Below are 26,400 nucleotides of genomic sequence, written 5' to 3'. Positions count from 1 at the left end.
CTTTGCCAAACAGAACGCAAAAACAGGCAAAGCAGGCAATATACTCAGAAACCAGTAGAAGAGAAATTTTGAAAAAAGGCTGTTTTTAAAGAATATTCCACAGAGAAAGAACAGCTTACGGCAGATATAAGAAAAAACCTATTCACCCCATTGAGTGGCTATTCGCCCCCCCTAAAATCGTCTATATTTTTGTACAACCAAGCATAAGGAGTTATCTCTTCGATTTTGGCAACATATGACAGCATAAGTGGCTGACAAATTAGTTTGATAGTGGAAGCGTACAAATGATGAAGATGTTGGACTACAGGCTAAACATCCCGGAGAGGGCGACCAGGTCATTAGGATAGTGAGATAATAAAGAAGCATGAAGAGGTAATAAAGAAGGGCATGGGTATATTCCAGAAAAGAGCAGCGCCAATTCAAAAAATAATCTAAATTTTATACACTAACTATTTCATATTCAAAAGAGAATCAGTATCTTTGCGAACTTAAAATATTTAAGGTACAAAATTTATAAACAAAAACAGGTAAATGCCTACTATTCAACAATTAGTTAGAAAAGGTAGAGTAGCTCTGGTTGATAAGAGTAAGTCACCAGCGTTGGACTCATGTCCACAGCGAAGAGGTGTATGTACACGTGTATATACTACTACCCCTAAAAAACCAAACTCAGCAATGCGTAAAGTAGCTCGTGTACGTTTAACAAACGGAAAAGAGGTCAACGCTTACATCCCTGGAGAAGGTCACAACTTACAAGAGCACTCGATCGTATTGATTCGTGGTGGTCGTGTTAAGGATTTACCAGGTGTACGTTACCACATCATCCGTGGTGCATTAGATACTTCAGGTGTAGCAGGTCGTAACCAACGTCGTTCTAAATACGGAACTAAGCGTCCTAAACCAGGACAAGCAGCTGCAGCTCCAGCAAAAGGTAAAAAGAAATAATTAAACGGAGGAAAGAAAAATGAGAAAGTCAAAACCGAAAAAGAGAATCATTTTACCTGATCCAAAGTTTAATGACGTTCAGGTAACACGTTTCGTAAACAATATGATGGTGGATGGTAAAAAATCTATCGCTTATTCTATTTTTTACGATGCAGTAGAATTAGTAGAACAAAAAACACAAGAAAGCGGTTTAGAAGCTTGGAAAAAAGCTTTGAACAACGTTATGCCTGCTGTTGAAGTTAAATCACGCCGTGTTGGTGGTGCTAACTTCCAAGTTCCTATGGAAGTTCGTCCAGATCGTAAAATCGCTTTGGGTATGAAATGGTTAATTTCATACGCTCGTAAACGTGGTGAAAAAACAATGTTCGAAAAATTAGCAGGAGAAATCATTTCAGCTTCTAAAGGTGAAGGTGCTGCTGTTAAGAAGAAAGAAGATACGCACAAAATGGCGGAAGCTAACAAAGCGTTCTCACACTTCAGATTCTAATTTTGAAGACATTCAAAAAAATATGATTACACCGACCTCCGATAAAAACAATCTTTTATCAAGGTCGGTGTACTTATTTAACATTACATTTAAACACATAAGACCATTAAGGTCCGCTGCTTAAAAATATTATGGCAAGAGATTTAAAATTCACTAGAAATATCGGTATCGCTGCCCACATTGATGCTGGTAAAACTACAACAACTGAGCGTATCCTTTACTACTCAGGTGTAAACCACAAAATTGGTGAAGTTCACGAAGGTGCTTCTACAATGGACTGGATGGAGCAAGAAGCTGAGCGTGGTATCACGATTACTTCTGCTGCTACAACAGTATTCTGGAACTACCGTAACAACAAATACCAAGTAAACGTAATCGATACTCCTGGACACGTGGATTTCACGGTTGAGGTAAACCGTTCATTACGTGTACTAGACGGATTAGTATTCTTGTTTTCAGCTGTTGATGGTGTTGAGCCTCAATCTGAAACAAACTGGCGTTTAGCTGATGGGTATAAAGTACCTCGTATCGGTTTCGTTAACAAAATGGACCGTTCAGGAGCTGACTTCTTGAAAGTTGTAAAACAAGTTAAAGATATGTTAGGTTCTGATGCAGTTGCTTTGCAATTGCCTATCGGTGCTGAAGATAGTTTTAAAGGTGTAGTTGACTTGATCAACAACCGTGGTATCGTTTGGAACGAACACGACAAAGGAATGACTTTCACTGAAGTTCCTATTCCTGATGATATGTTGGACGAAGTTGCTGAATACCGTGAGAAATTATTGGAAGCAGTAGCTGGTTATGATGAGACTTTGATGGAGAAATTCTTCGAAGATCCAGATTCATTGACTGAGCGCGAGATCTTAAATGCATTACGCGCAGCTGTATTGGATAACTCTATCGTTCCTATGGTTTGTGGTTCATCTTTCAAAAACAAAGGTGTTCAAACTATGTTGGATTTGGTCATGGAATTATTGCCTTCACCGCTTGATGTAGAAGCTGTAAAAGGTACTAACCCGGATACAGGTGAAGAGATTTTCCGTAAACCATCTGTAAACGAACCTTTCGCAGCTTTAGGTTTCAAAATTGCGACTGACCCATTCGTAGGTCGTTTATGTTTTATCCGTGCTTACTCTGGTAAGTTAGATGCAGGTTCTTATGTATTGAACACACGTTCAGGAAACAAAGAGCGTATCTCTCGTATCTTCCAAATGCACGCAAACAAACAAAACCCGATCCCTTTCATCGAGGCTGGTGATATCGGTGCTGTTGTAGGTTTCAAAGACATCAAAACTGGAGACACTCTTTGTGACGAAAAAGCACCTATCGTTCTTGAATCTATGACTTTCCCTGAACCAGTAATTGGTTTGGCGATCGAGCCTAAAACTCAAGCTGACGTTGATAGATTAGGTATTGGTCTTGGTAAATTGGCTGAAGAGGATCCTACATTCGTTGTAAAAACTGACGAAGAAACTGGTCAAACAGTTATCTCTGGTATGGGTGAGCTTCACTTAGAGATCTTGATCGACCGTTTGAAACGTGAATTTAAAGTAGAGGTTAACCAAGGTGCTCCTCAAGTATCATACAAAGAGTCTATCAACGGTACTACTGAGCACCGTGAGGTATTCAAAAAACAATCCGGTGGTCGTGGTAAATTCGCGGATATCAAAGTTGTTATTTCTCCAGCGGACGAAGATTTCGATTTAACAAAATCACCGCTTCAATTCGTTAATGAAATCGTTGGTGGTAAAATCCCTAAAGAATTTATCCCTTCAGTTCAAAAAGGATTTGAAACTTCAATGAAAAATGGTGTATTAGCAGGATTCCCATTATCAGGAATGAAAGTTCGTTTGATTGATGGTTCATTCCACGCTGTCGATTCAGATTCATTGTCTTTCGAATTAGCTGCTCGTCAAGCATACCGTGAAGGCTTGCCTAAATGTTCTCCAGTGTTAATGGAACCAATTATGAAAATAGAGGTTTTAACACCAGAAGAAAACATGGGTGATGTAATGGGTGACTTAAACCGTCGTCGTGGTCAAATGCAAGGTTTGGATTCACGTAACGGTGTACAGGTAATCAGAGCATTGGTTCCACTTTCTGAGATGTTCGGTTACGTAACGCAATTACGTACAATCACTTCAGGTCGTGCAACATCTACGATGGAATTTGATCACTTCGAAGAAGCTCCTCGTAACGTTGCTGATGAGGTGATTGCAAAATCAAAAGGTAAAATCAAAGGTTCTGTAGAATAATATAGAACTCAAAAATAAACCGACCGCTGGTTGTTAATAGCTCTAATCAGCGGTCATTTTTAAATAATATCATATACTATGAGCCAAAGAATCAGAATTAAATTGAAATCTTACGATTACAATTTGGTTGACAAATCAGCTGAAAAAATCGTAAAAACAGTAAAACCTACAGGTGCAGTTGTTAGTGGTCCTATTCCATTGCCTACTGAGAAAAAAATCTACACGGTATTACGTTCACCACACGTTAACAAAAAAGCACGTGAGCAATTCCAATTATGTGCTTACAAAAGATTGTTGGATATCTATTCATCAAACGCTAAAACTGTTGACGCATTGATGAAACTTGAATTACCTTCAGGTGTTGAAGTAGAAATCAAAGTGTGATAGATTTCAATCACTGAAAAAGAAAGGGCCTTTCGGAAGAAAAGCCCTTTTTTTGTGAATGTGTCTGATATTATTAGCCAGAAAGAAACCTTCAGTCGGCTTCCATTTCTGTTGCTGTCCGCGGAATGATGAAGGTTTTGTTTGCGCAAATATTCCTCATGAAACTAATAAATCCAAAACATGAGGTGAAAGACATTTTTCGACCAATTAAAATTATAGCTGATAACCAAGTCCGATTGAAAATACACGATTATAGGTACTAATCTTATCATCTAGCTTGATATCTAAAAGACCTAACCCATATCCGCCATGCACCGAAAAGCCATTTGTTAATTTAAATCCCGCTAAAAAATTTAATCCAGCATCATATTTCTTCATCTCATTGCTATTTTTTCTAGTCCCAAACTGAATTTCTTCTACAGTCCTAGAAAATTTCTCTTTCCCAGAGATTGCAACACTTGTATATGGTCCCCCAGCTAGAAAAAATTGTCCAAAATTATTTTGAGGAAAGTAATACATTAAGTTTAAAGGGACTTCAAGATATTGTACCTTACGCCAGCCATCCATCAAAATTTCACCATTTTGCGAACCTGTACTCATTTTGGATCCTGTCTGTTGAAGAGCCACACCAGGTTGCAAAGCAAAATTATTACGCAATGCAAGCTCTACATATGCTTCTACATGTAATCTTGTAATGGCAGGATAGGCCGAGCTTCCATAGCTTGAATATCTCACTTCCTTTGCAAAATTGGCTGCCGTACGAAGGCCGAAAGACATTTGAGCCTGAAGCCCGGTTGTCATTCCCACAATGGCAAATGTGGTTAATAATATTCTCTTCATATAATTACTTTTATTCGCTATGCTTGAGATAGCGGGCAAAAGTAATAAAAAAACTATTCGGCTTCTTTATCAATTTCAGTCGAAGGGGGAAGTTCATGGTGCAAGGTCGCGTACATATCATTGTAAACGTCATCCTTACTATCTTCTTCCCCTAAAAGAAATCCCCAAGGTTTTAACTCCTTAATGCGGTCCATTATAATTTTGACAATCGCCAAAATAGGAATCGCCAAAAACATACCGGAAATACCCCATACCATTTCGCCAATAATAATGGAGAGCATAGCAAACAGCGAATTAACTTTCACCTTAGAACCCACAATCTTAGGGACAATAAAGTTGCTGTCGATCATATGTATAATAATGAGGGCGATGATGACCAGGACGACATGGGTAAAAGAAGATGTTGCAAACGTCAGAATGGCAATGATGAGCATTGAGGAGAAAATACCAACATAAGGCAACACATTGAATACGCCAGTAATCAATGCCAAAAGCAGACTGTATTTTACCCCAATTAAAGAAAGGACAATAAAGACCAAAAGGGAAACCAAGCTCATTTGGATCAGTAGGCCAATAAGATATTTTTTGACGACATACTGAACCTGTTGAACGACGTCCAGGACAATAGGTCGGTCCTCTATACGGTTGACAAATAAAAGAAACTTGACAATATGTCCCCTATATATCAGTAAGAAGAATGTGTAAAGAAAGGTAAAGACAAACAGAATAAACATCGACGACAGGGAAACCAATGCAGTACCTAAAAATAAAGTTCCCGAATCAACGGATTTTGATGCTGTTTTATTAATAAAATCAATCTGATCTTTATGCTGTATTCCAAACTGCTGGCTCACCCAAGTCTGTAAATTGCCCACACCATCCATAATCTGTTGCTTAAAAGCCGGGAAATCTTCTTTAAGGAGTGTAAGCTGAGAAGCTAATAGAAAAAGTCCGTAACCTAACACACCGAAAAATAAAATAACGCTCAATATGCCAGCCAATGTCCTTGGGAACCGCAGCTTTCGCTCCAAAAAATTACTTAACGGAATCAGCAGCAGCGAAAACAACAAGCCCAAAATCATGGGAATAAGTATGGTATCTCCGATCTTTGCCAAATATCCCAATAAAAGTATACTGATCAATACACTGACAAGTTTAACATAAAAGGGTAAAGGAAGAAATCTTTTCATGCAGCAATCTTTTGAATAAAAATAACAATTTCGGTTGACTTAAGTTTAATCCAATAAAAAAGTCCCCACAAATGCAGGGACTCTTTCCTCATAATAAGTTTAAGTACTTATATTTCTTATAGTCCGAAACCGATACCCACAGACCAAACACGGTTTTTCGTTGAAAGGTTAGATACTGGAGATAAATTAGTTAAACCAAGTCCGTAACCAGCATTAATCTGAAAACCGTTTGATAATTGATAGCCTGCCAAGAAGTTTATACCGAAATCGGTACGTTTTAATTCATCACCATCTCCACTACCAAATTTTACATCCCATTCTCTTTTTACACTAGCATTATTTGAACTTGCCTCAAATTTATTTTTACCACTAAGTGCAAATCCCACGTAAGGGCCAGCTCCAATAAAGAAATTACCAGATCCTCCCGTAGGAAATTTAGCAACCGCATTTACAGGGATATCCAAAGACATTATACTTTGTTTTAACTCACCTGTAGCGTTATCAGAAGTTGCTGTATATTTACCACCTTTATTTTGCAAAGACAACCCCGGTTGGATGGAAAAGTTTGGAGAAATAGGTGCATCTAAATAACCCGTTACAAAAAAACCCGTGTTAGATTCAGAACTTCCATTTTCAAATGAATATTTAGGAATATTTACCCCCGCACGTAGTCCATATCCCAATCCACCTTGTGCAAAGGCTCCTAATGAACCAAATAAAATTGCTGCAGATAATAATAGTTTTTTCATGTTTCCTAATTTAATTTACTTTCTTCTTTTATCACTTAATCTCATAATTTCCTGTATGAGATTTATTACATTCCCATTTGCAATATCTATTCCAAAATCCATAAGCCTTTAATTTACAAAGTAAAACATCACAAAAAAGTATCTTTTCACGATTTAGCATTGTCCTTTAAAAGATACAGTGATTGGCGTATTATTTCAATCTGATGGCGAGCTGCAAGGGATTCGGTGTTTGATTTTACCGAGGAAAGTGCTTTATCAAAAACGTCTTGGTTATCCCAAGCTGAAAACCCTCCGGTATGTTGCTGCTGACTATCGCTCAAAGGATCACACAGCAAAATACCAGCTTGGTTTTCAGACCAATGCTTAAAAACATAAAAGTTTTATCATAAAGATTTTTTAATTCCAATTATAAGTTTTATTTTTGCAGACCTTCAAAAGGAAAAAAATAGGGTCGGATGGCCGAGTGGCTAGGCTGAGGTCTGCAAAACCTCCTACAGCGGTTCGAATCCGCTTCCGACCTCGTTTTATTTTAAACAATAAAAATATTATCAAAATGGGAGTTACACGTTTAAAAAGAAAAGATAGAAGAAATAAAACTGTTTCACGTGTTGAAGTTCAGTTTTTGAAATTAGGAACTAACGTAGAGTTAGGTTCTAGATCAAAAATGAAAGCTAGCAACCAAATCGTTAAAAACGATGCTATCTTAAATCAATTAGCTTCAGAAGCTAAGTAGTAAGAAGAATTTAATAGCCTTTAAAGTACTACTTTAAAGGCTTTTTAATAGGTCCACCATTTGGTGGACTTTTTCTTTTGAGCTAATCCACTGTGCCTCATCCATTCCATTGACCTGACTCTGGTTAAACCTCATCTTCGACACATGCAATTCTTTCGCTGAGCTATGTATTGCAACTGCACCAGTTTGCTCTAAAATATGAACTATATTAGCTGCATCGACACCTGCACCAGGCATAATTACAACACGGCCATTTGCTTGTTGAACCAACTGTTTGAGTAATGGAGCTCCAGCTAAAGCAGAATTTTGCAGACCAGATGTCAAAATACGATCTATCCCCAGTTCAATGACATCTTCCAATGCCTGAAAAGGATCTTCCACGCGATCAAAAGCACGATGAAAGGTAACATGCATCGGACGCGCTGCTTCCACCAATCGCAAAGTATTCACTTTATCCACCGTACCATCTGCGTTCAGCATACCTATTACAACACCATCTATCCCCAATTCCTTGCACAACTGAATATCTGCTATCATTTCTAAGATCTCGGTCTCTGTATAAAGAAAATCACCTCCACGTGGCCTGATAAGCACATGAATACCAATATTTACCAGTTTCCGCACTAATTGCAACTGACCAAACGAAGGTGTAGTCCCTCCGTTTTCCAAATTTTGACAAAACTCTACCCTGCTCGCACCTCCTTGTTCGGCTTCAATTGCAGATGCTACGGAATTTGAACAGATTTCTAGTTGGTAATTTCCAATTGCCTTTTCCTTCATTATATTATATCTTAAGCTATTTTTCGTTTACGCGAATAACGTAAAAAAAAAGGAAATAACCTACTCCCCTACTTATGGTCAAACTAGTATAAGCTTTAGAAAAGACTACAGTTAAAAAGATACTTTACCTTCATGGTAAATTTTGCTTCTAGACAAAGATCTACAACTTTAGCTTATAATGATGTAACTCTACTTTTTTCCACTTCCAATCTGGTCCTTTTGAGGTACTCATGCCACCTGACAGCTCCCTTGAAGAAGGAGGGTCTAAGAAACGCTCCCGTTTAATATAAGTTGGCAATTGGAAGCCAGGCGATGTATTTAGCGTTTCAAAACATTCCCGCGCGAGTTTCATGATGTCATTCCGATTTTCTGCATTGCTTTCAATTCGACTTCCTATATAAGATGTCGGACCATACAATTGCTCATAAATAGCAGAATCTTCAAAAGGTTTGAATTTCAGACGCATCATTATTTGTACCAATAGAGCATACAGATCATTGTCCGTTGGCGCCAGTACCAACTTATCCAACACCTTTGGTATCAACTCCCACATCATCAATTCAACCGCTAAATCTTTGGTATTCTCACCAATGAAATCGAGTGTAGGCCACATCTGGTCCATATATCGTACAACAGAATCTCTACTTCCATGCAAAGCAACCAACTGTCTATTGCTCCAATATTCCAGCGGTATGTCCCCTCGATAATAGACTCCAAATATGTATTGACCTTTCAAGCGCCCCAAGGAACCACAATTTTGCATCTCAAACTCAGGTGCAAGCATACAGTAACTAAACATATCACGCGTATTTAGCGTTTTAAATGTTTGTATCGAAAGAGAATTCCATAAAGCAGGATAACGTTCCCTATCCATACTATCCTCTCCTGACACCAATCTATACACGTAATAGTCTTTCAGTAATATTCGCAAGATTGCTTCACGACCACCTAGGGGATAATTTCTAGACTTAATCTTCCCCATTCTTCCGAGATACCTGGGCAACTGATCGTTTATAAATTTTGTAGAATCTTTCAGCTTATATTGGCCATGACACATGGGCAAGCTGCATACCAATAGCAATGCTAAAAAAAGGACATAGGACATCCTCTTCTTAAAGAAATCAACAAAACTAGATGCTAACATAGTTAATACATTTACACTGCATTGGCTGCAATACAGCATATTAAATATACTTAAAATTAAATAGTATTAAATAAATTAGGTTTCAAAAAAAATCTACGATTTGAAAACGGGACCAAAAACCAAAAAAACTCAGTTCCGTTTTAAGCTCAGTCTCTTCTTTTATATACAAAAATCATAACCGAATTTTAGAAATGTAAAACATTCGGCTGAACTATTTGTATATACCTTACATGCTTTTATTTAAATAACTAAAAACCAAGCGCATACATTTTTAAGTAAAATATCATGGCAATTATATCAAAAAACATGGAGACCCAAGAAAAGATCATCAGTACTTTTGAAGAGCTCCAAAAAGCTATATATGACCTGAAACATCAAATTGTTGAATTTGAATTGCTTTTTAATCAGGCTTGCAACAGACATATTGACTCCAATTTCCAAAAGGAATGGTTGCTGGACCGAATATCTTCACGTCATGATATGATTACACTTCGACATGATTCCATGCTGCTAATTCGGGATACTGTGTCTGCGTTCCGGGATTTCGACGGTTATTTTCTAGATCTCAAACAGCTACTCCAATCGATCGAGTTACTCATGCTCAACCATGCCGATGAGGAAGAGTATGAAATTGCAGCTATTATCAAAAAATGGTATGAAAAATTTGCCCAAGCGATTGATTTTGTTGGTGACTTAACCTATTAAGTCGCCGTTTTATTATACTTTTGCAGCATTGTAAAATATTGAGAAATGCGCAAACCACCAGCTATCGTAGACTTACACACCGATACTTTCCTTGAAGATTGGGAAGATTATTCGCCAGAGGAGCTCTTACAAGAATCCATGGATTTTATGCGATCTAATCTAGACGCAGCTATTTATTGGGAAATGAACGAAATAAAATTTATTCATGGCAAGGGAAAAGGAATGTTAAAAAAAATGGTTTTTGAAGAGTTGCAAGAGTACAAGACTCATGGCTCCATTGAGCGCTATTACACCTCCTACCAGAATGAAGATATTGTAGTCGTTGTCATAGGGATTTAAAAAGGCTACCTTTTCAGATAGCCTTTGTATCATGTTATGCTATTTAATAGCTGGAGTAATAATCACTTTTCGGAATTCCACGGGACCATGATCCCCTTGGAAATAAATTGGTCCCGGCTCTGCCTCTTTACTATCCAAAGCACCGCCCGTTATACCAGGGATTTCTTGGTTACTGATAACAGTCTTTCCGTTTGCCACAACCGTCACTAGACGCCCTACCAATGTAATATCATAGGTCTGCCATTCTCCGGCCCCTTTGTTCACCATCTCATTTGCTGCAAGGAAACCATAGACGCCCGCAAAAAGTACGGCATTAGGATGTGCGTCTTTTGGACTATCTTCTATCTGAACCTCATAACGGCCTCTTAAATAGACACCACTATTACTTCCTGCTGGAATTTTAAATTCAACATGTAATTTAAAATCTTCAAATTTTTGCTCAGAGACCAAATTAGAACCAGATTGCGGGCTAGTCAAAATTCCGTTTTTCACCACCCACTGATTCGTTTTACCGGTAGCTTTCCATCCTGACAGATCCTTGCCGTTGAACAGCTGATTGGGCTTCCCCCATTTTACTGCAGCTGTTCGCTTCAGCTCCGGAGCACGAACACCTTTAAAGCGATATGTTTTCCCATCAGGCTCTGTTATTGTCCCTTGCAATACACCGTTTACAACCTCGCCTTCAACACTTAGATTCATCTTTCCGCCTTCCCATTGAGGTGGGATAGCAAATCTAAACTTTCCTTTCTCATAAAACACCTGCGAAACTGGCCGAGCACTTCCGGAAGTACTCACATAATGACCGACTAAAGTTCTATAGCCCGACAATTTTACCTCCAACCAAGATGGTGCAGGGGTACCATTAATATCAACTTCGATGTCCCATCGACCAATCAGCTCTTTGCCTTCTACGTCTTGTTGATAATGGATGGATTCTCCGATTGAATGTTTAGCAAAGGTTACTTGCGGTAATGCACAAGAGGCCAAAATTCCTAAAAGAAATGCCGCTTTTCTGTTCATATTATTTATGTTTATATTCTAATTGACAATAAATTTCAAGCAATTTAACTGTTTAACAGCGGGTTTACAAGGATATAATGTTAAAAAACAGAAAGAAAGCGAGAAACAAAAGACTTCGAACAAGCTTTATACATTCTTTAAGAAACCGCTCACATCGTTCGTCGTAACGATAAGCTTCATCCCTACCGACCATGGACCAACCCTGATATCGCGTATCTTTTACAGTTTGCGCAAATTCATCGAATAGCGATTTTTCTTCTTCGGTATTACGAGGAAAGATATCGTTTGGAAATTGCCATAAACTAGCACACAAACTGAACAAATGTTTTAGATTGTATTGGTATGGCGTATAGTCATAAAAATATTCTAGTAGCCCCAGACATGCTTGTTCAATAGCTTGATTATAAAGAAGCACTTTAATTTCAACCTCTTCGGATTGATCTATCGCTTTACCTCCATTGTAGAAACCACTTGCGTTATTTTCTCTTTGGTACCATTTTGTCTTCGCCTCTTTCATTTCGTCTTGAGTACGCTTTCCATTGTGTTCATGAAATTCCCACTTCAATAAATTGATCTCCATACCATAAAGCGGATCCACATATTGCAAAGACCGATGAAAGAATGGACTATTTTTGTCCAACTGTTTCTGTATTTGATCTCGAGTGAAAGAAAGGAATAAAACGGAAACTTCCAATTCTTTATTTATCGATGCTTGAATATTACCTATTGTTTCACGAATATCGTTTTCGCTAACAATTAACAAATCGAAGTAGTAATCATAAATGTCAGTATTTGAAGGTTTATTAATGCCATTGATGACAAATGATCTAGTTCGCTGACCAACTAGATAAATGCCTTGTATGTCAATTGTATTCTTCAAACAAGTAATAATCAATTCCAACTTCTTATCAGCAGCGCTTTTGTAGACATCATATTCTGGCATCATAGTATCGTTATTAGAAATGCTTCGTAGCGACTTTTCTTGACTTTCAACACGATCTTCTAATTTCTCTTTCGGATTATCGACCTCAAAAGAGTAGTTTTTAAAATTCGTCACGGAATCCTCAAACATCGTGTCTGTGATCTGCATGAAGTTTTCCATCCGTTCTTCCAGCTTCAGTAGAATATCAAGATCCACGTCAAAATCATCTTCATAGCGTGCCGCCCGATATACCCCCTCTAAAAATTGAAGCATAATTTCATCTTCTGGCTTGCCTTCTTTAAATATAGTGGCTAGTGACGGTGCTATTCTAACAAGATAACGATGGTGAGACCTGATGGAGTGCGTTGCGCGCTCCTTTCCCATGACCATAATCTCCATGCATCTATACCGCAACTCAAATACCTGATGCAGCATAAATCCTGCATGCGACAGCGAATCTCGTTCCTTGAAATAATAGTATCCTTCTTTAAACTCATTAATTTTATGATTTTCACGCGCAAATAATTCGTTTACCGACTCCAGAGTATTTTCGATGGAATGCCCTTCAGGGTATAGCTCGAATCTTGACGATGGATTTTGATAAATAAGTTTGTCTGGGTGACAGGTCATATGTAAATATAAGTTCCCATCAATAAGCTTACTTTTTACCTGAAACGCTATCAAAGTGACATGATGAAACTTCGGGAAATCCTTTAAGGACATTCTAATCTGTGGATCTAGTTCGCCGACAGATTTATGCTCCTTGTTAGATAATAGAATAACCAACTCGTAGAAAGGAACATCAACCGCATAGTAAGTGTTCAGGAATATCCGATCGATATTGTATTTGCTCGCTAGAATCAGAATGATGCTATTTAAATCAGTCTGATCATTTTTATTTGTAATTCCCATAACTTATAAAGGTTCGGTTTCATTTTCAACTTTTAGTAATTCTGTCTACTTGTCATGATCGAATATTGGCGGATTGCATATACCTTCCTTCTTGGTTCTACGTTTTCGCAGATCCAAAACGATGAGGGTTAGCACATCCAAAACTTTCAGTAGCCGTTCTCTTGTGATAATTTGCTCTTTGTTCAAATCTGTATATTTTTCGGAATATTTATCCTCTAGATAAGTCATCATCCTACATTCAACCCTGTATATTTCGTCACGTACATCAACGCCATAAAATAATTTCGACAAAGTCTTTGGAATGTTTCTTTTTCCTTTCTTGCTTAAGCTCTTCGGCTTCCAAGTTGCTATATCGGCTTCTGGAATAGGACAGCGCAAAAAGTCTATTTTGTCAGGGTCAAGCCAGTTTTCAGGAAAATAATCTGTTTGTAAAAACATCCATCCGGCTTGGAGCAACCACCTTAAAACATATCGCAGGTCACGAGAAGTCAATACTATGGCACCTCTTTCACAAGAACATGTGGGATATAAATACAAAATACTTTGTCTAATGTTACTGTAACTTTGTTCATAGAAAACCTCACCAGTCATTTCGAAAGGGTTTGCACTTTGATAGCCATTTATATAATCCGATCCTAAATAATCAACTATTAAGTGTTTGTTTGGTGGTGGATAACTAATCGCTGCCCAGTGGTAAGCGACATAACAAGCTTCACGTAGTTTTAAGAGTTGTTCGTAAGTTTTTAAAGATGCGTATTCGCCACAACTTTCGAAGATGGATTCCTTCTCATTTATACATCTTTTCCAATCATCTAATAAGTTCAGCCAAGAAGACAGATCCATTTCGGAGAAAAAATTCTCAAATGCGATCACAAAATTTTGAATCTCTTCTCGTGTTAGCTGAGTGAAATTATAATCGAAATGCGCTACATGATGATTGAGCTTTTCGTCTTCGCGAGGTCGATATTTTTCTAAACAGCGATAAGGATTTGGTAGCTATTGGATATCTATCCAATCCTCTTCATACTTTAATCGCTTTTTATGATGCAAAAAATAATGACATCCCTTAACCATTAAGACGATGTTATCTAAACGATCAATTATATATTCTTTTTTTGTTTCTTCTGTATTGTTTTGAGATGTGAGAATAACAAGGATGTCCCATAGCTTTTTCTTGAAAGATTCATAAGTGCCATATTGAATGGATTCAAGTATTCCTCCTTCAATTAGATACCATCGAATGTCCCACTCATCTTCCGGATTTTTATATAAGCATTATTCATAACCGACAATTTTTAATTTTTATTTTATCACCGACATTGATTTGTCTTAATGCACAGCCTTCATCTAACTGCAATATTTTCATTCTCGGATTACCCCTGTACTCCATACTGCTTTGTCCGTACAGTCCAAATTCAAGCTCATCTTCAAACCATATCGATACGTTGGCCGCGTCGTGGGCATGCACATTTCCTCCCGAAGCTTCCAGTTCTGATCCATCATAGACACTTATTTGATGCACCAAAACATACGAGATGATTGTTTCGCCGGAGATTTTTGCATACCCATTTTTTATCACGGTACAGTCGATTAAAAAAGCATCTACAGATATATTTATGCACCCTTCTCTGACGATCATGCCTAACTTCTGTAATTTGAGCGTTCCATCAGACTCTACAAAACACCTATCCAGCATCTGCAATCCTGTCAATGTTTTATAGGTAATTGTTATCTGCGGATAATAATCATGTAGCAGCAGGTAACCGTAATATTCAGGCTTTGTGTATACGACTAATTGATCGTTGAGGATAGCTGTATTTACCCAATTCGCCTTTTCTCCGCTTTCGTTGATAGAGAAAGATGGTTGTTCGCCATGTGCAAGTATAACCTTACAACGGGTTTGTATAATTAAGGCGTTAAAATCATTCATGATTTTTTAGTTAGTATTCTTGAAGTACAGAAATATCACCCGTGTGTCTATTCTTTTCAAACCAGCGTTTAAACCAGTGCTGCTTATACATATGATTATTTTTCCAAAATAGCTTCTTATCCTCGTGATCCATCCCGTCTATGGTTTCATAAATTTCTCGTTCAGCCTTTAATTCATCAAACATCTGCTTGACCTGATTTTTAGCATACAGAGGCTGGCCATACTTGCAGTTGATAAAGAACTTATTTGCTGCTTTTCGTTGTTTAGGTGTAGCTGAATTATGATGGGAATAACTTAACATCCACATAAAATCGGTTAACAGTTTCTCGACCTTGACATCCAGTATGGCACACAACATTCTGAGATTTGATGGAATATCCAATTTTATCTCTCTGACTTTACTGGAATACATTTCATCGATTTCAGCATACTTGTGATACATGTCCACGGTTACAACCTTGGGATTCTTTTTCTTCTTCATCAATTTATTTGGGTTTACACAAATGAACACAGCATCATCCACGTACCGAACCAAAACAGCTTGTATAAAACCAATAGCCCTTGTATCGTACAACGCTATCCTTGTTTTGTACCATATGAAGATATTTCGTATCTTGAACGATGAATAATTTGTTAACTTTGGATTTATGAGTACAACCAACACGACAAACCATATAGGAAGAAAAATCAGCCGCATTCGTGAACTGCGTGGTATGAAGCAGGAAGCTTTAGCATTCGAATTGGGTATAAGCCAACAAGCTGTATCAAATATGGAGCGCAATGCCGAGATTGAAGCAAATCTATTGATTCAAGTTGCTGAAGCATTAGGGGTTACTCCACAAGCTATTGAGAATTTTAGTGAAGAGGCTGTGTTCAACTATTTCAATAATTTCCATGATAATAGTGGTGCTGGCGCATATAGCACCAGTCCAACATTTACCTTTAACCCTGCTGACAAACTGATCGAAGCTTACGAGGAAAACAAAAAGCTTTACGAGCGCCTTTTGGAAGCCGAAAAATCTAAGGTGGAGTATTTGGAGAGGTTGTTGAAGGATAAGTAGGTATTCATGTCTAAAAAGGATCTGCACATCACTTTTGGTTTCTCCGGAAATGCTACACTCATTCAGAGCAAATTAATCGATGTAGAGAAAGGTGAAATTTTAGGTTTTACCGAAGCACTTAGTCTCGGACCTCTATGTGATTTGGGCGATGCGGAAGCTATTGAGAGCAGGAAGGCATGGTGGACTAACGTTTTTGGTTCTATCCAGTCTGAGGGGAGCAATAATTTTGTAGATGACAATCTAGCGCTTTTGAAAAAGGTAATCTCTTCTTCCGATCGGTATCGCCATATTTACTTATGGCTTGGTGACGATGCCAACGAAAAGATCATTATAGCACGTTTACTCTCCCACTTGAAAGAATCTTCGACACCTATTCATAAACTCAATTTCCATCATATGAATTTTAGGAACGAGAAAGGAGAAAAGCTAAATCTCCGTTCCTTACAGGTGATGCGAGAAGACAATATTGTGGAGGCTGCTAAACACTTTGAAAAGTTAAGTGAAGATGATATTCAATCCTATTCATCACTTTGGTCGCATATTCGTTCGAATGATGCAGTAGTTAATCTATTTGATGATTCAGGGAAACATTTAGCTGGCGATGAGACATTTTTTGATGCATATCTTTTGAAAAGGTGCAACGAGACACCTCAAAGGTCGGCATTGATTGTTGGCTATACACTTTGTGATATATGGGATGAATTCTATGATAGTTCCGTAGGCGATCTTTTTCTCTTTTATCGATTGAAAGAATTGGCAGATATGGGCAAGATCGAGATTTCCAATCCACATGAAGATCCTGAACGAGCGAAGATAGTATTTGATGTTAGGAAGAAAGATTAACTCTTTGATAGTAAGCTTTTAGTCTTTTTCTCCAATCTTTTAGATCCGGATTTGATTCCGCGTTCTTGTTTAAACTGCGAAGCGTAGCCGTAGCGGACATCTAACATTTTCTGAGGTTTTAGGTGCAATCATTACACTATTGTTTTATCGGCAAACCATGGGTTCAACAGTAATGCTGGTACAAACTAGTGAAAATTTTCTCTATATTGCTTTTACTTTACTATTCTCAAAAGCCCCAGTTTGACGCAATTGACGCAATTCATGACGCAATTCAATTTAAGGTATAATAAGCTCCTGCACCTTTAATTCCACTAGATTTAAATAATTTTTTATCAATCAACTCCTTGATATCTCGAGTAGATGTTTCTCTAGAAACACCTGCCAATTTCTGATAATCACTATTCGTAATCTTTCCTTTGTTCTTTGTAAATAAAACAGCCTTCACCTGTCGGCTATTCAAACCAAGCGATTCAAGATACTCCGTATTATAAATATCCTTCTTAAATACAACCCAGAAATCTGATCCCTCAACCAAGTAACTTGGCTCAGGCAATCCTTCAGCCAAACACTGCTCTGTCATCTTACTAATGCCACGGCCCCAGGATTCCACATAGCCACTACGAAAAAATGCATTTGCTATATCAGGATTATAGGGCCTCGAAGAATGACTCTTTAATAAGTTACTCACGGTCCAATTTTCCGGAAGATGTCCCTCATTCCAGATCATAAGCTTATCAGGGTATACACGAATCTGAATAGGAGTTAATCCCGAATAATCTTTATGAGCGATGGCGTTTAATAAAGCCTCACGTACAGCTTCTTTAGGATATTCATAAGTTTCATTACGATGGATCCCATCATAGCTAATTAGCGCTTTGATATACTTCGTAAATAAAAGATCGATGGTCCTTTCAACCTGTTCAAATAAGTTCCCATGAACCTCATCCTGAAATATCAAATCCGTTTCCCCTTCAAAATAACCAATCTTCACATAAGCTCCCGTCATATACTTTTCCGGATCAGGATGAAACAACAAAATAGCAGCTCGTTTCAAATAACCATTCTCAATCAACTTCAAGTTTTCAAGTAAATGCTCGTCACGGTCAATCAAACTGTCTTCAGACAAACGCTTATTCTTAAAACCACGTTGACGAAAAAAAACAAACGTTTCTTTCTTTAGATCATCAACGGATACTCGAGGAACAGCAGCTCCATCCCAACGAACACCTTTCTTTTGTAATAAAAACTTATCCAACGTAGCACCTTTCATTTCCTGTTTTGTGCTACCGCTTCGATAGTGATATTGACCTTTATAATTTACAGCATTAGGATAAGGCTCCACAATAATCTCTAAGAAATCCCCTTCAACAGTCTCATGCAGATTTACATCAACCAAAATACCCAATACATCACGCACCTTGTTCGGAATATCCTCCAACAATTTCTTAGCATCAGCTACACCAACAGTCTTGCCGCCATCATCCTTACCAATGAAAATAGTACCACCATTTGCATTTGCGAAGCCACATATCCATTTGAGATATTCATCCCTCCAGCTCTGCTTGTATTCAATATTTTGAGATTCTGCCATAATGCCTTTATGAAATTGACTCCTTAGTCAATAGCTCTTTCTGATTCAGTAACTTTTCGATGGTACTTCTGGACACTTCATTTTCCAAAGCTTTTTCTGCTATTTCCTTTTTCAGTATCATCTAGTATTGTTTATTGGATATGTCTAACAATTCCTCCCGGCTGATATTCAATCGCAATCGCCATTCTGCGACAAATTCACCTTCTTCCAATCCCTGGGGATCAAACAAATTATATTTATTTTTTACCTGCATCTTGGCAAAATCTATAAAAGGATCCATGCCTGTAATTTGTAGAAGTTCAACCAAATAGCCAATTCGTTTGGTAACCGCTATATTATTCACAGCCTTGCAATACTCGACTAATTTAGTGGGTTGCATTTGCGCTTGACTAACTGCTCGAATCAGTTCCGCATAGCCACCAGAATGTTGAGGTAGGTCAAAGCAATCGACTATTGTTTTCTCTACATCGGTTATCGGATAATGAAGGTTACCGTAACCATTGTCTATTATTCCTGTTTTTTTATTAGGTGCTATCCTAACGAATTTATAAGAAGTACCTAAGATTGACTTGTCGTTTTTCTGATTAGTCGTCTGAATAAAAACGGTATTAGAAAATTGTTCGGTCAATCCGTGCAAATTTAATGCAGACCAATACGCGACAGCACTATTTTCAGCGACGAAAGTACCGATGACATATTCGTCCCGAAAACCTTGTTTGCAAAATTTACCTTTTTCCATTCGCACAAGTAGTTCCTTGTCGACTAGATTCTCTAAGATTTCACTTAAGTTGTCAAACTTTTGTTCTAGCAACTGTTCAATTTCTGAGAATTTGAACAACTGTACTTCATAGTCATCCAGCAACTTTAAGAACCCAAGTTGGGGCTTCGTAAGATGTTCTGATATATAAACGCTGTCTGCCATATTACCTTTTGTGTTACGATAAGACCTAAAAAATGGGTCTTATCGTAACACGATTGGTAAAGATAAGTAACAATTATTCAAAAAACAACGCTTGATATCAAATCTCAATAGTCACTTTGAATAAACGAAAGTGTTCCAGATTATTAATATTTTTAAGATGTATATTCTAATTCACTTATCTTAATACCAAAATAAAAACAAGTGGAATTCACTAACGAGGACATAATCTATCTTCTCAACCTTTTTAGAGGTCGCGAAGACGTATTTGCTTTACGCTGGGAGAAGGGAAGTAAAGGCGGGTACATGCCGGCCTATAGCTATGACCCATACCATTATCGACTACATAAAGCTAATGGCGGTACTTTTCAAAGCTATGCCCACAAAAGCTACCTGCCATTGTCAGAAATAGAAATTACGAAACATCTTAACGGCCTTCAGCAGATCGGAATTTACCCACTGTTGCAAGATAACACTTCTTGGTTTTTAGTAGCTGATTTCGATAAATCCGATTGGCAACAACAGGCTTTGAAATTTCTCGAATCATGTACCGCTAAAAATATCCCTGCTTATCTTGAACGGTCCCGTTCCGGCAATGGCGCACATGTCTGGATTTTCTTTGAAAGCCCTTATCCAGCAGCCAAAAGTCGTAAGTTATTTATACATATCTTAGAAGGATGCGGTGCATTCTCGCCATTTGATAAAAGCTCCAGCTTTGACCGTTTGTTTCCAAATCAAGATTACCTGTCTGGCAAAGGTTTAGGAAATCTAATTGCAATGCCCTTATTTTCACCTGCTGTACAGAATGGCAACAGTTCCTTTATCGATCCCAAAACGATAGATCCATTTCCTGATCAAATTGCATATTTAAAAGAAATTAAAAGAGTGAGTTTGGATTACCTAGAGGAGCTGTTCAATCAAACAAGAGGAAGTAAAGAAAGCTATGTACCCGTTGTTGATGGAAAACTTAAAATCGCCCTGAGCAATTCGATCCGTATAAATAGTCACGCTATACCATTTGTACTCATCAATTTTTTGAAGGAGCAACTTAATTTTGCTAATTCAGCCTTTATCATCAAGAAAAAGTCAGGGAGAAGCACTTTCGACACGCCAAGATTTTTTAAATTAATTGAAGAAACGGAAAATGAAATCCTCATCCCAAGAGGGTTTATTGGGAAAATACTGCGATTCTGCAGAGAAACACAGGTAGCACATGACTTTGTTGATAATAGACACGAACTCCCGGCAATCCAATTCTCTTTTAATGCCGCATTGCGAAAGCATCAGACCAATGCTGTCGCCGCAGTAGAAAAAAAGGATTTCGGTGTGATCGTTGCTCCACCAGGAACAGGAAAAACTGTTATTGGCTTGAAGATTATTGCAGACAAACAACAACCTGCACTTATTGTCGTGCATCGTAAACAGCTGTTAGATCAATGGATAGAACGTATCGAATCATTCCTAGGGATACCGAAGAAAGAAATTGGGATTATAGGCCAGGGAAAAGCAAAATTGGGTGCTGATAAAATAACCGTTGCAACGATACAAAGTCTTCCAAAACATATTGAAACAATTCAGGACAAATTTGGCGCGATCTTAATCGACGAGTGTCATCATATTCCGGCGGAATCTTATCGTACCACCGTCGGAAAACTAAACAGTGTTTATTGCTACGGTCTCACAGCGACTCCTTTTCGGAAATATAATGATGATAAATTGATCTTCACCTATCTCGGTGATATCATTACAGAAATCCGACCAGAGGAAATTGAAGATTACAAAAGGGCAAATATCATCGTACGGAATACCACACTCCATGTTCCCTATAATTCTAAAACCGACAGTTTCGAAACACTTTCCCAAATTCTAATTCATGATACAGCAAGAAACCGATTAATAGTAAACGATGTATCCGCCGAGCTAAACCAAGGAAAAAAGGCAGTTATAATTACCGAAAGAAAAGAACATATCGAGACGCTGAATCTATTGCTAAAATCAAATTATGAAACCATAACGCTCAGCGGAGATGATTCAGACAGCAGTAAGAAAGCGAAATGGAAAACATTATCAGAAGGGAATTTTCAAGTACTAATTACGACAGGTCAGTATTTTGGCGAAGGTTCGGATATTCAGCATATCAGCACACTACTTTTGGCCTATCCCTTTGCTTTCCATGGAAAATTGATTCAATACATCGGTCGGGTGCAGCGATCCGAGATCAATCCAACTATATACGACTATCGGGATGTACAGATCGATTATCTAGACAAGATGTTTCTAAAACGGAATATCTATTATCGTAAAATCACCAAACAAGCTACACTTTTTGATGAACCAACGATGGATTACCAGTCTCAAATAGGTCATTTATTTACCTTAGAAAAAAGTACCAAGATACCCATTGAGGATCTATCGTTTCATTATGGCCATGTGGTCTTCACTTATAAAGTAGAAGAGATGCATACGGTTTTGGAATTTCAAATCGAAAATTTGGAGATTAGGCCTGAGTTTGAGGTATTAAAACCTTACTTTATCAAGATACTGAAATCTAAAAACATCAACGTTCAGTTAAACGCTGAATTTGAATACGGAAAACTGGTCGCGCAAATCGCTACTTCCGATGATATAGAACGAATAAATAAAGAAATTGTAGAAGGTGTGAAATTCCAGTTTCTGAACAAGGGACTATTAGGCAAGCTACCTTTGCAAAAACAAAATATTTTGACTTCAGATCAGTTACAGAATGGCGATACTGTATATCAAAACGCCGAAGAGTTACTTTCTGAAATCCTTAATTTACGAAAATACAAACACTCTCGTCAAGTTCAATTCTTAGCCGATCACCACCAGAGCAGTATTATGAAGATTAGATTCGTGCTTAGTCCCTTTGCATTTGTATTTCTTCTATCCGGAGAGAGCCAGTACCACATCATCCTTGAAACCTTAGATACGGAGGAGGCGACTTATATCTGGCACACAGATAAAAATAAAACCGTCTTGAAAGACGCTGTTGCGATGATAGATAAAGATCTGCAGATTATTCGTGAAAAAGGTAGACAGGCTTTCTTAGAAAACCATACTCCCGAAAGATTTAATCGCATCCTTCATGACTACAGCGATCCAGAAAGAGGTTTTATCCTCTGGAAAGCATTTTTGGAAGAAACCCTTCGCTGAGAAAAATAAGTTTAAGGTTTAGGTCAGCACCGTGTGCTATTGGTGGATATTTAAGTACGTGTATCATGAATCCCACTTTTCTTAACTTTACAAGCTTTAAAAAACAAGGGAAATTTGTCCGAAATATATCCAAAAATAGAAAAAGCCACTGATTACCAGTGGATTTTATCGGGGTGGCAGGATTGACTCAGCCGCACTTTCCCCAAACACCCCCCCTGAGCCTCCTACGGATCGAACCTACTAATATCTTAAAAGGTCGTACGTTCGCACCCTGCCCTGAAACAAAAAAAGCCCTAACTTTCGTNNCTTTGTTTTGTGTGGCACAAAAGTAAATTAAAAATATGTTTTTTTCAAAAATATTCTCTACATAACACCTAACAAGCTGACTTATTGTAAAATAATTTACAAAACATATAAAACACATATCGATTTCGATCCATAATAATTTTAAAAACCAGCATGACTGCCCTGAATAGCGAAGTTAACACTTGGCTAGCTAAAATAGCGGGATTGGCTGGCCCTGACTGAGTTTCCTCCGGATCAATCTAAATAACACCCTAAAGGCCGTAGGTTCGCCTTCCTACCCTGAAACAAAAAAAAGCCCTAACTTTCGTTAGAGCTTTTCTAGTCGGGGTGGCAGGATTCGANNTGTTTTGTGTGGCACAAATATACGCTTCTTACAAATTATTTGCAAATGAAAAACATAAAATAAAACTAACAAGTTGTTATATTGCGACATACTCTTTGCCCTGACGATACATAGCTCTCCTTTATACATCAAATCTAATGCTATTTCGAATATTTGTCACTTCGATCAAGCGCTCACCTGTCAATTAAAATCTTTTTGACCTCCCCACTGTAGCCTGTTCGAATATGAACATGAAGTGTTCGAATCCAAACACTTTAACCACAAAAAGAAAGAATACAATCTATTGACTAAAAATACTTTAGCCCTTTGGCCGCTTTTTTGAAATTGATCCATTGAACATTTTTTTCAAAATAGAAATCAACCTATCCTTCAACGGGATTGATTACCATAAGTTCAGAATGAACACTTATAACAAAAAGTATGATAAAGACCTATTTCCAAATCGCCTGGAGAAACCTTATTAAGAACAAGGTTTTTTCCTTTATCAATATCCTTGGCTTAACAATAGGCATCACCGTCTGCGCAATGATATTCCTGTTTATCGCCAATCAGTTTAGCTTCGACAAGTTTCACAGCCAAGGTGACCGGATCTATCGGGTCATGCGTGGCTTTGACAACACCAAAGACCGCGCTCCTTATTTATCTGCACCCTATGCCACCGCCTTAATAACCGATTATCCGGATGATATCAAAAAAGCTGTACGGGTAATGCCTGCCAATGGGTTATTCTCTTTTGGCAATATCGCATTCAATGAAAAGAAACTCTTTATTGCAGATGACGATTTCTTTGAACTATTTAGTTTTCCGCTCATCAAGGGAAATCCAATGACTGTTTTAAAAAATCCAACAAGTGTTGTATTAACGGAAAAAACTGCGAAAAAATATTTTGGAGATGAGAATCCCATCGGTAAAATACTACAGCTTGATAAAAATAAACAATTAACCGTTACTGGGATCGCTAAAGATCTTCCGGTCAATTCGCATCTGGATTTTGATCTCATTATCCCCTTATCCAATTATCTCGATACCGAACCCTTTAAAGCCTGGCAAAACAACAATTTATTCACTTACATCTTACTTGACGAACATAAGGATGCTAGGCAATTGGAAAAGCAGTTTCCTGATTTCATGAATAGGCATATGAAAGCAGTTTCTACCAATATGGGCATTCATTTTGATCTTGCGCTTACACCGCTACGAGACGTCTATCTTGAATCCCACAGCGCATTTGACAGCGCAAAACATGGCGACAAAAAGGTTATTTACATTTTTCTTTCCATCGCCATACTTATATTGATTATCGCCTGCATCAATTTCATGAATCTCTCAACAATACGTGCAGTTGACCGATCAAAAGAAGTTGGTTTAAGAAAGGTACTTGGCGCTCGACGTCTTCAATTAATGGGACAGTTTATCGGAGAATCCATTTTATTAACCAGCATATCCTGCGCACTCGCCATGTGTCTGTTGCAACTACTCATGCCTGTATATAATCAACTATTGGGATACAGCCTAACAGTCCCATGGAATTCATGGCCGATCTATATTTTTTTGATTGCAGTTATCATTATAGTAGGTCTATTAGCGGGAAGTTACCCCGCATTATACCTTTCGACCTTCTCCCCTATACAGGCATTAAAAGGCAAATTGCGCTTCGGCAAGGGCGGCACACTGTTCCGACATACGCTGGTTGTATTCCAATTCAGCATATCCATTTTACTTATCATCGGTACACTGATTATCTCCAAGCAGATGAAATATGTAAAAGAACTAGGGCTCGGCTACGACAACCAACAGACTGTGGTTATTCCAATAGACAATGAAGAACTGTACAACAACCTTCGTACATTCAAAAACGAATTATCTGTGAGCAGTGATATTGCATCGGTCTCCTTTATGTCCGGTGAACCGGGCGGCTTCTTCGATAGCCACACATTCGAGGTCGAAGGAAAGAACGGTGAGAAGTGGAAGTCAAGGACAGAGTTCACTGATTTTGACTATGTAAGTACGTTGAAACTCAAAATAATAGCAGGCCGAAACTTTTCAATACAACACCCGACCGACTCCACTAGGGCTGTATTAGTCAATCGTACTGCAGCATCGATGCTTGGATTTACTCCCGAACAGGCCATTGGCAAATGGATAAAAAATACGATCCGCGATCAATCCCCCCGGACAATCATTGGTGTAATTGATGATTTTAACTTCCTATCCCTAAAAGAAAACATGGATGCATTAGTTGTTGCCCCTTCTGATGATCTAAGGGTAGCCCTTATCCGCTTAAACACAAAAGATTTCCCTGCAGCCCTAAAAACTATTAGAACCGCATTTGGGAAAGTAGCCCCATTATATCCGTTTGAATACAGTTTTTTGGACCAGAAATTCGATATGCTGTACAAAACTGATCTTAGGCAACAACGTATACTCAGTCTTTTTTCTGGATTGGCCATATTTATCGCGTGCCTAGGCCTCTATGGTTTAGCCTCATTTACGGCTGCCAAACGAAACAAAGAGATCGGAATTCGCAAGGTGCTTGGCGCTTCGGTATCGGGTGTCACTACATTACTGTCCAGAGATTTTATAAAACCCGTATTAATTGCCTTGATAATCGCCTCGCCGATCGCCTGGCTAACCATGAACAAATGGCTGGAAGACTTTGCTTACCGCATCGAGATCCAATGGTGGATGTTTGTGCTGGCGGGACTAGTAACAATAGGCATCGCATTAATTACAGTAAGTTGGCAGGCTATCCGAACAGCCATAGCTAATCCTATAAACAGCTTACGGGACGAATAAAAAGAGGATACAAAAAAAGAGGCTGTCTCAAA

23 protein-coding genes and 1 tRNA gene are annotated in these 26,400 nt (G+C 38.2%); 12 read left to right on the top strand and 12 right to left on the bottom strand.

Annotated features, from left to right (window positions below; all coding sequences use genetic code 11):
* Positions 1-531 precede the first annotated feature (531 nt).
* The 4 genes from rpsL to rpsJ all read left to right on the top strand — a co-directional run bounded on the left by rpsL (position 532) and on the right by rpsJ (position 4,071).
* Positions 532-945 carry a 30S ribosomal protein S12 gene (rpsL, locus tag B3H30_RS19750; RefSeq protein ID WP_002993550.1) on the top strand — a complete coding sequence of 138 codons (414 nt, stop codon included), beginning with the start codon at positions 532-534 and terminating at the stop codon, positions 943-945.
* Positions 946-964: 19 nt separating this feature from the next.
* Positions 965-1,432: a 30S ribosomal protein S7 gene (gene rpsG, locus B3H30_RS19745; RefSeq protein WP_046671863.1), complete on the top strand. Its 468-nt coding sequence runs from the start codon at positions 965-967 to the stop codon at positions 1,430-1,432.
* 131 nt (positions 1,433-1,563) lie between these two features.
* A complete protein-coding gene (gene fusA, locus B3H30_RS19740) occupies positions 1,564-3,687 on the top strand; it encodes an elongation factor G (RefSeq protein ID WP_070562972.1) in 2,124 nt (707 codons plus the stop codon).
* Between the two features lie 78 nt (positions 3,688-3,765).
* The gene (rpsJ, locus tag B3H30_RS19735) at positions 3,766-4,071 is read left to right on the top strand and encodes a 30S ribosomal protein S10 (RefSeq protein ID WP_028070501.1); all 306 of its coding nucleotides are present in this window, start codon (positions 3,766-3,768) and stop codon (positions 4,069-4,071) included.
* A 213-nt stretch (positions 4,072-4,284) separates the two neighbouring features.
* Here the strand turns inward: rpsJ and B3H30_RS19730 are convergent, their stop codons facing one another.
* From B3H30_RS19730 to B3H30_RS19720, 3 genes are all read right to left on the bottom strand, one after another.
* Positions 4,285-4,911 (bottom strand): outer membrane beta-barrel protein, encoded by a 627-nt coding sequence (locus B3H30_RS19730; RefSeq protein WP_070562975.1) that lies wholly within the window; start codon positions 4,909-4,911, stop codon positions 4,285-4,287.
* Between the two features lie 53 nt (positions 4,912-4,964).
* The gene (locus tag B3H30_RS19725; RefSeq protein ID WP_083295825.1) at positions 4,965-6,101 is read right to left on the bottom strand and encodes an AI-2E family transporter; all 1,137 of its coding nucleotides are present in this window, start codon (positions 6,099-6,101) and stop codon (positions 4,965-4,967) included.
* A gap of 116 nt (positions 6,102-6,217) precedes the next feature.
* Positions 6,218-6,850 (bottom strand): porin family protein, encoded by a 633-nt coding sequence (locus B3H30_RS19720; RefSeq protein ID WP_070562978.1) that lies wholly within the window; start codon positions 6,848-6,850, stop codon positions 6,218-6,220.
* A gap of 449 nt (positions 6,851-7,299) precedes the next feature.
* Here B3H30_RS19720 and B3H30_RS19715 point away from each other — a divergent pair.
* Together B3H30_RS19715 and B3H30_RS19710 are read left to right on the top strand one after the other, a co-directional pair.
* Positions 7,300-7,370 (top strand) — tRNA-Cys (locus tag B3H30_RS19715).
* A gap of 33 nt (positions 7,371-7,403) precedes the next feature.
* The gene (locus tag B3H30_RS19710) at positions 7,404-7,583 is read left to right on the top strand and encodes a hypothetical protein (RefSeq protein WP_046671880.1); all 180 of its coding nucleotides are present in this window, start codon (positions 7,404-7,406) and stop codon (positions 7,581-7,583) included.
* Between the two features lie 33 nt (positions 7,584-7,616).
* On the opposite strand, the gene B3H30_RS19705 is transcribed toward B3H30_RS19710, so the two are convergent.
* Both B3H30_RS19705 and B3H30_RS19700 read right to left on the bottom strand, forming a co-directional pair.
* The gene (locus B3H30_RS19705; protein ID WP_070562983.1) at positions 7,617-8,363 is read right to left on the bottom strand and encodes a copper homeostasis protein CutC; all 747 of its coding nucleotides are present in this window, start codon (positions 8,361-8,363) and stop codon (positions 7,617-7,619) included.
* Positions 8,364-8,523: 160 nt separating this feature from the next.
* On the bottom strand, positions 8,524-9,507 hold the full coding sequence (locus B3H30_RS19700; protein WP_139144919.1) for a hypothetical protein: 984 nt from the start codon (positions 9,505-9,507) through the stop codon (positions 8,524-8,526).
* Positions 9,508-9,792: 285 nt separating this feature from the next.
* Between B3H30_RS19700 and B3H30_RS19695 the strand changes: the two genes are divergently transcribed.
* Positions 9,793-10,212: a hypothetical protein gene (locus B3H30_RS19695; protein ID WP_070562989.1), complete on the top strand. Its 420-nt coding sequence runs from the start codon at positions 9,793-9,795 to the stop codon at positions 10,210-10,212.
* A 45-nt stretch (positions 10,213-10,257) separates the two neighbouring features.
* Complete coding sequence (locus B3H30_RS19690; protein WP_286834803.1) at positions 10,258-10,551, top strand: Smr/MutS family protein; 294 nt, start codon at positions 10,258-10,260, stop codon at positions 10,549-10,551.
* A gap of 39 nt (positions 10,552-10,590) precedes the next feature.
* On the opposite strand, the gene B3H30_RS19685 is transcribed toward B3H30_RS19690, so the two are convergent.
* The 5 genes from B3H30_RS19685 to B3H30_RS19665 all read right to left on the bottom strand — a co-directional run bounded on the left by B3H30_RS19685 (position 10,591) and on the right by B3H30_RS19665 (position 15,816).
* Positions 10,591-11,571 carry a 3-keto-disaccharide hydrolase gene (locus tag B3H30_RS19685; protein ID WP_070562993.1) on the bottom strand — a complete coding sequence of 327 codons (981 nt, stop codon included), beginning with the start codon at positions 11,569-11,571 and terminating at the stop codon, positions 10,591-10,593.
* 64 nt (positions 11,572-11,635) lie between these two features.
* On the bottom strand, positions 11,636-13,405 hold the full coding sequence (locus tag B3H30_RS19680; RefSeq protein ID WP_070562996.1) for a hypothetical protein: 1,770 nt from the start codon (positions 13,403-13,405) through the stop codon (positions 11,636-11,638).
* A 45-nt stretch (positions 13,406-13,450) separates the two neighbouring features.
* Positions 13,451-14,278, bottom strand: a complete 828-nt coding sequence (locus B3H30_RS19675) for a hypothetical protein (protein ID WP_139144920.1) — start codon at positions 14,276-14,278, stop codon at positions 13,451-13,453.
* 406 nt (positions 14,279-14,684) lie between these two features.
* Positions 14,685-15,335 (bottom strand): GIN domain-containing protein, encoded by a 651-nt coding sequence (locus tag B3H30_RS19670; protein WP_070563002.1) that lies wholly within the window; start codon positions 15,333-15,335, stop codon positions 14,685-14,687.
* A gap of 10 nt (positions 15,336-15,345) precedes the next feature.
* On the bottom strand, positions 15,346-15,816 hold the full coding sequence (locus tag B3H30_RS19665; protein ID WP_139144921.1) for a hypothetical protein: 471 nt from the start codon (positions 15,814-15,816) through the stop codon (positions 15,346-15,348).
* 166 nt (positions 15,817-15,982) lie between these two features.
* Between B3H30_RS19665 and B3H30_RS19660 the strand changes: the two genes are divergently transcribed.
* Positions 15,983-16,396 carry a helix-turn-helix domain-containing protein gene (locus tag B3H30_RS19660; RefSeq protein WP_070563006.1) on the top strand — a complete coding sequence of 138 codons (414 nt, stop codon included), beginning with the start codon at positions 15,983-15,985 and terminating at the stop codon, positions 16,394-16,396.
* A 6-nt stretch (positions 16,397-16,402) separates the two neighbouring features.
* A complete protein-coding gene (locus B3H30_RS19655; protein WP_070563009.1) occupies positions 16,403-17,239 on the top strand; it encodes a DUF1835 domain-containing protein in 837 nt (278 codons plus the stop codon).
* Between the two features lie 271 nt (positions 17,240-17,510).
* On the opposite strand, the gene B3H30_RS19650 is transcribed toward B3H30_RS19655, so the two are convergent.
* Together B3H30_RS19650 and B3H30_RS19645 are read right to left on the bottom strand one after the other, a co-directional pair.
* Positions 17,511-18,830: an ATP-binding protein gene (locus B3H30_RS19650; protein WP_070563014.1), complete on the bottom strand. Its 1,320-nt coding sequence runs from the start codon at positions 18,828-18,830 to the stop codon at positions 17,511-17,513.
* A 121-nt stretch (positions 18,831-18,951) separates the two neighbouring features.
* Positions 18,952-19,752 carry a type IV toxin-antitoxin system AbiEi family antitoxin domain-containing protein gene (locus B3H30_RS19645; RefSeq protein WP_070563017.1) on the bottom strand — a complete coding sequence of 267 codons (801 nt, stop codon included), beginning with the start codon at positions 19,750-19,752 and terminating at the stop codon, positions 18,952-18,954.
* Between the two features lie 201 nt (positions 19,753-19,953).
* On the opposite strand from B3H30_RS19645, the gene B3H30_RS19640 reads away from it, so the two are divergent.
* Positions 19,954-22,923: a DEAD/DEAH box helicase gene (locus tag B3H30_RS19640; RefSeq protein ID WP_070563020.1), complete on the top strand. Its 2,970-nt coding sequence runs from the start codon at positions 19,954-19,956 to the stop codon at positions 22,921-22,923.
* 1,069 nt (positions 22,924-23,992) lie between these two features.
* Complete coding sequence (locus B3H30_RS19635; RefSeq protein ID WP_070563022.1) at positions 23,993-26,368, top strand: ABC transporter permease; 2,376 nt, start codon at positions 23,993-23,995, stop codon at positions 26,366-26,368.
* Positions 26,369-26,400: the final 32 nt, after the last annotated feature.

The sequence above is a fragment of the Sphingobacterium sp. UBA7038 genome (assembly GCF_002494055.1).
GTDB lineage: Bacteria > Bacteroidota > Bacteroidia > Sphingobacteriales > Sphingobacteriaceae > Sphingobacterium > Sphingobacterium multivorum.
The sequence above is the reverse complement of the archived record's forward strand: the minus strand, read 5'-3'. Positions and strand labels throughout refer to the sequence as shown.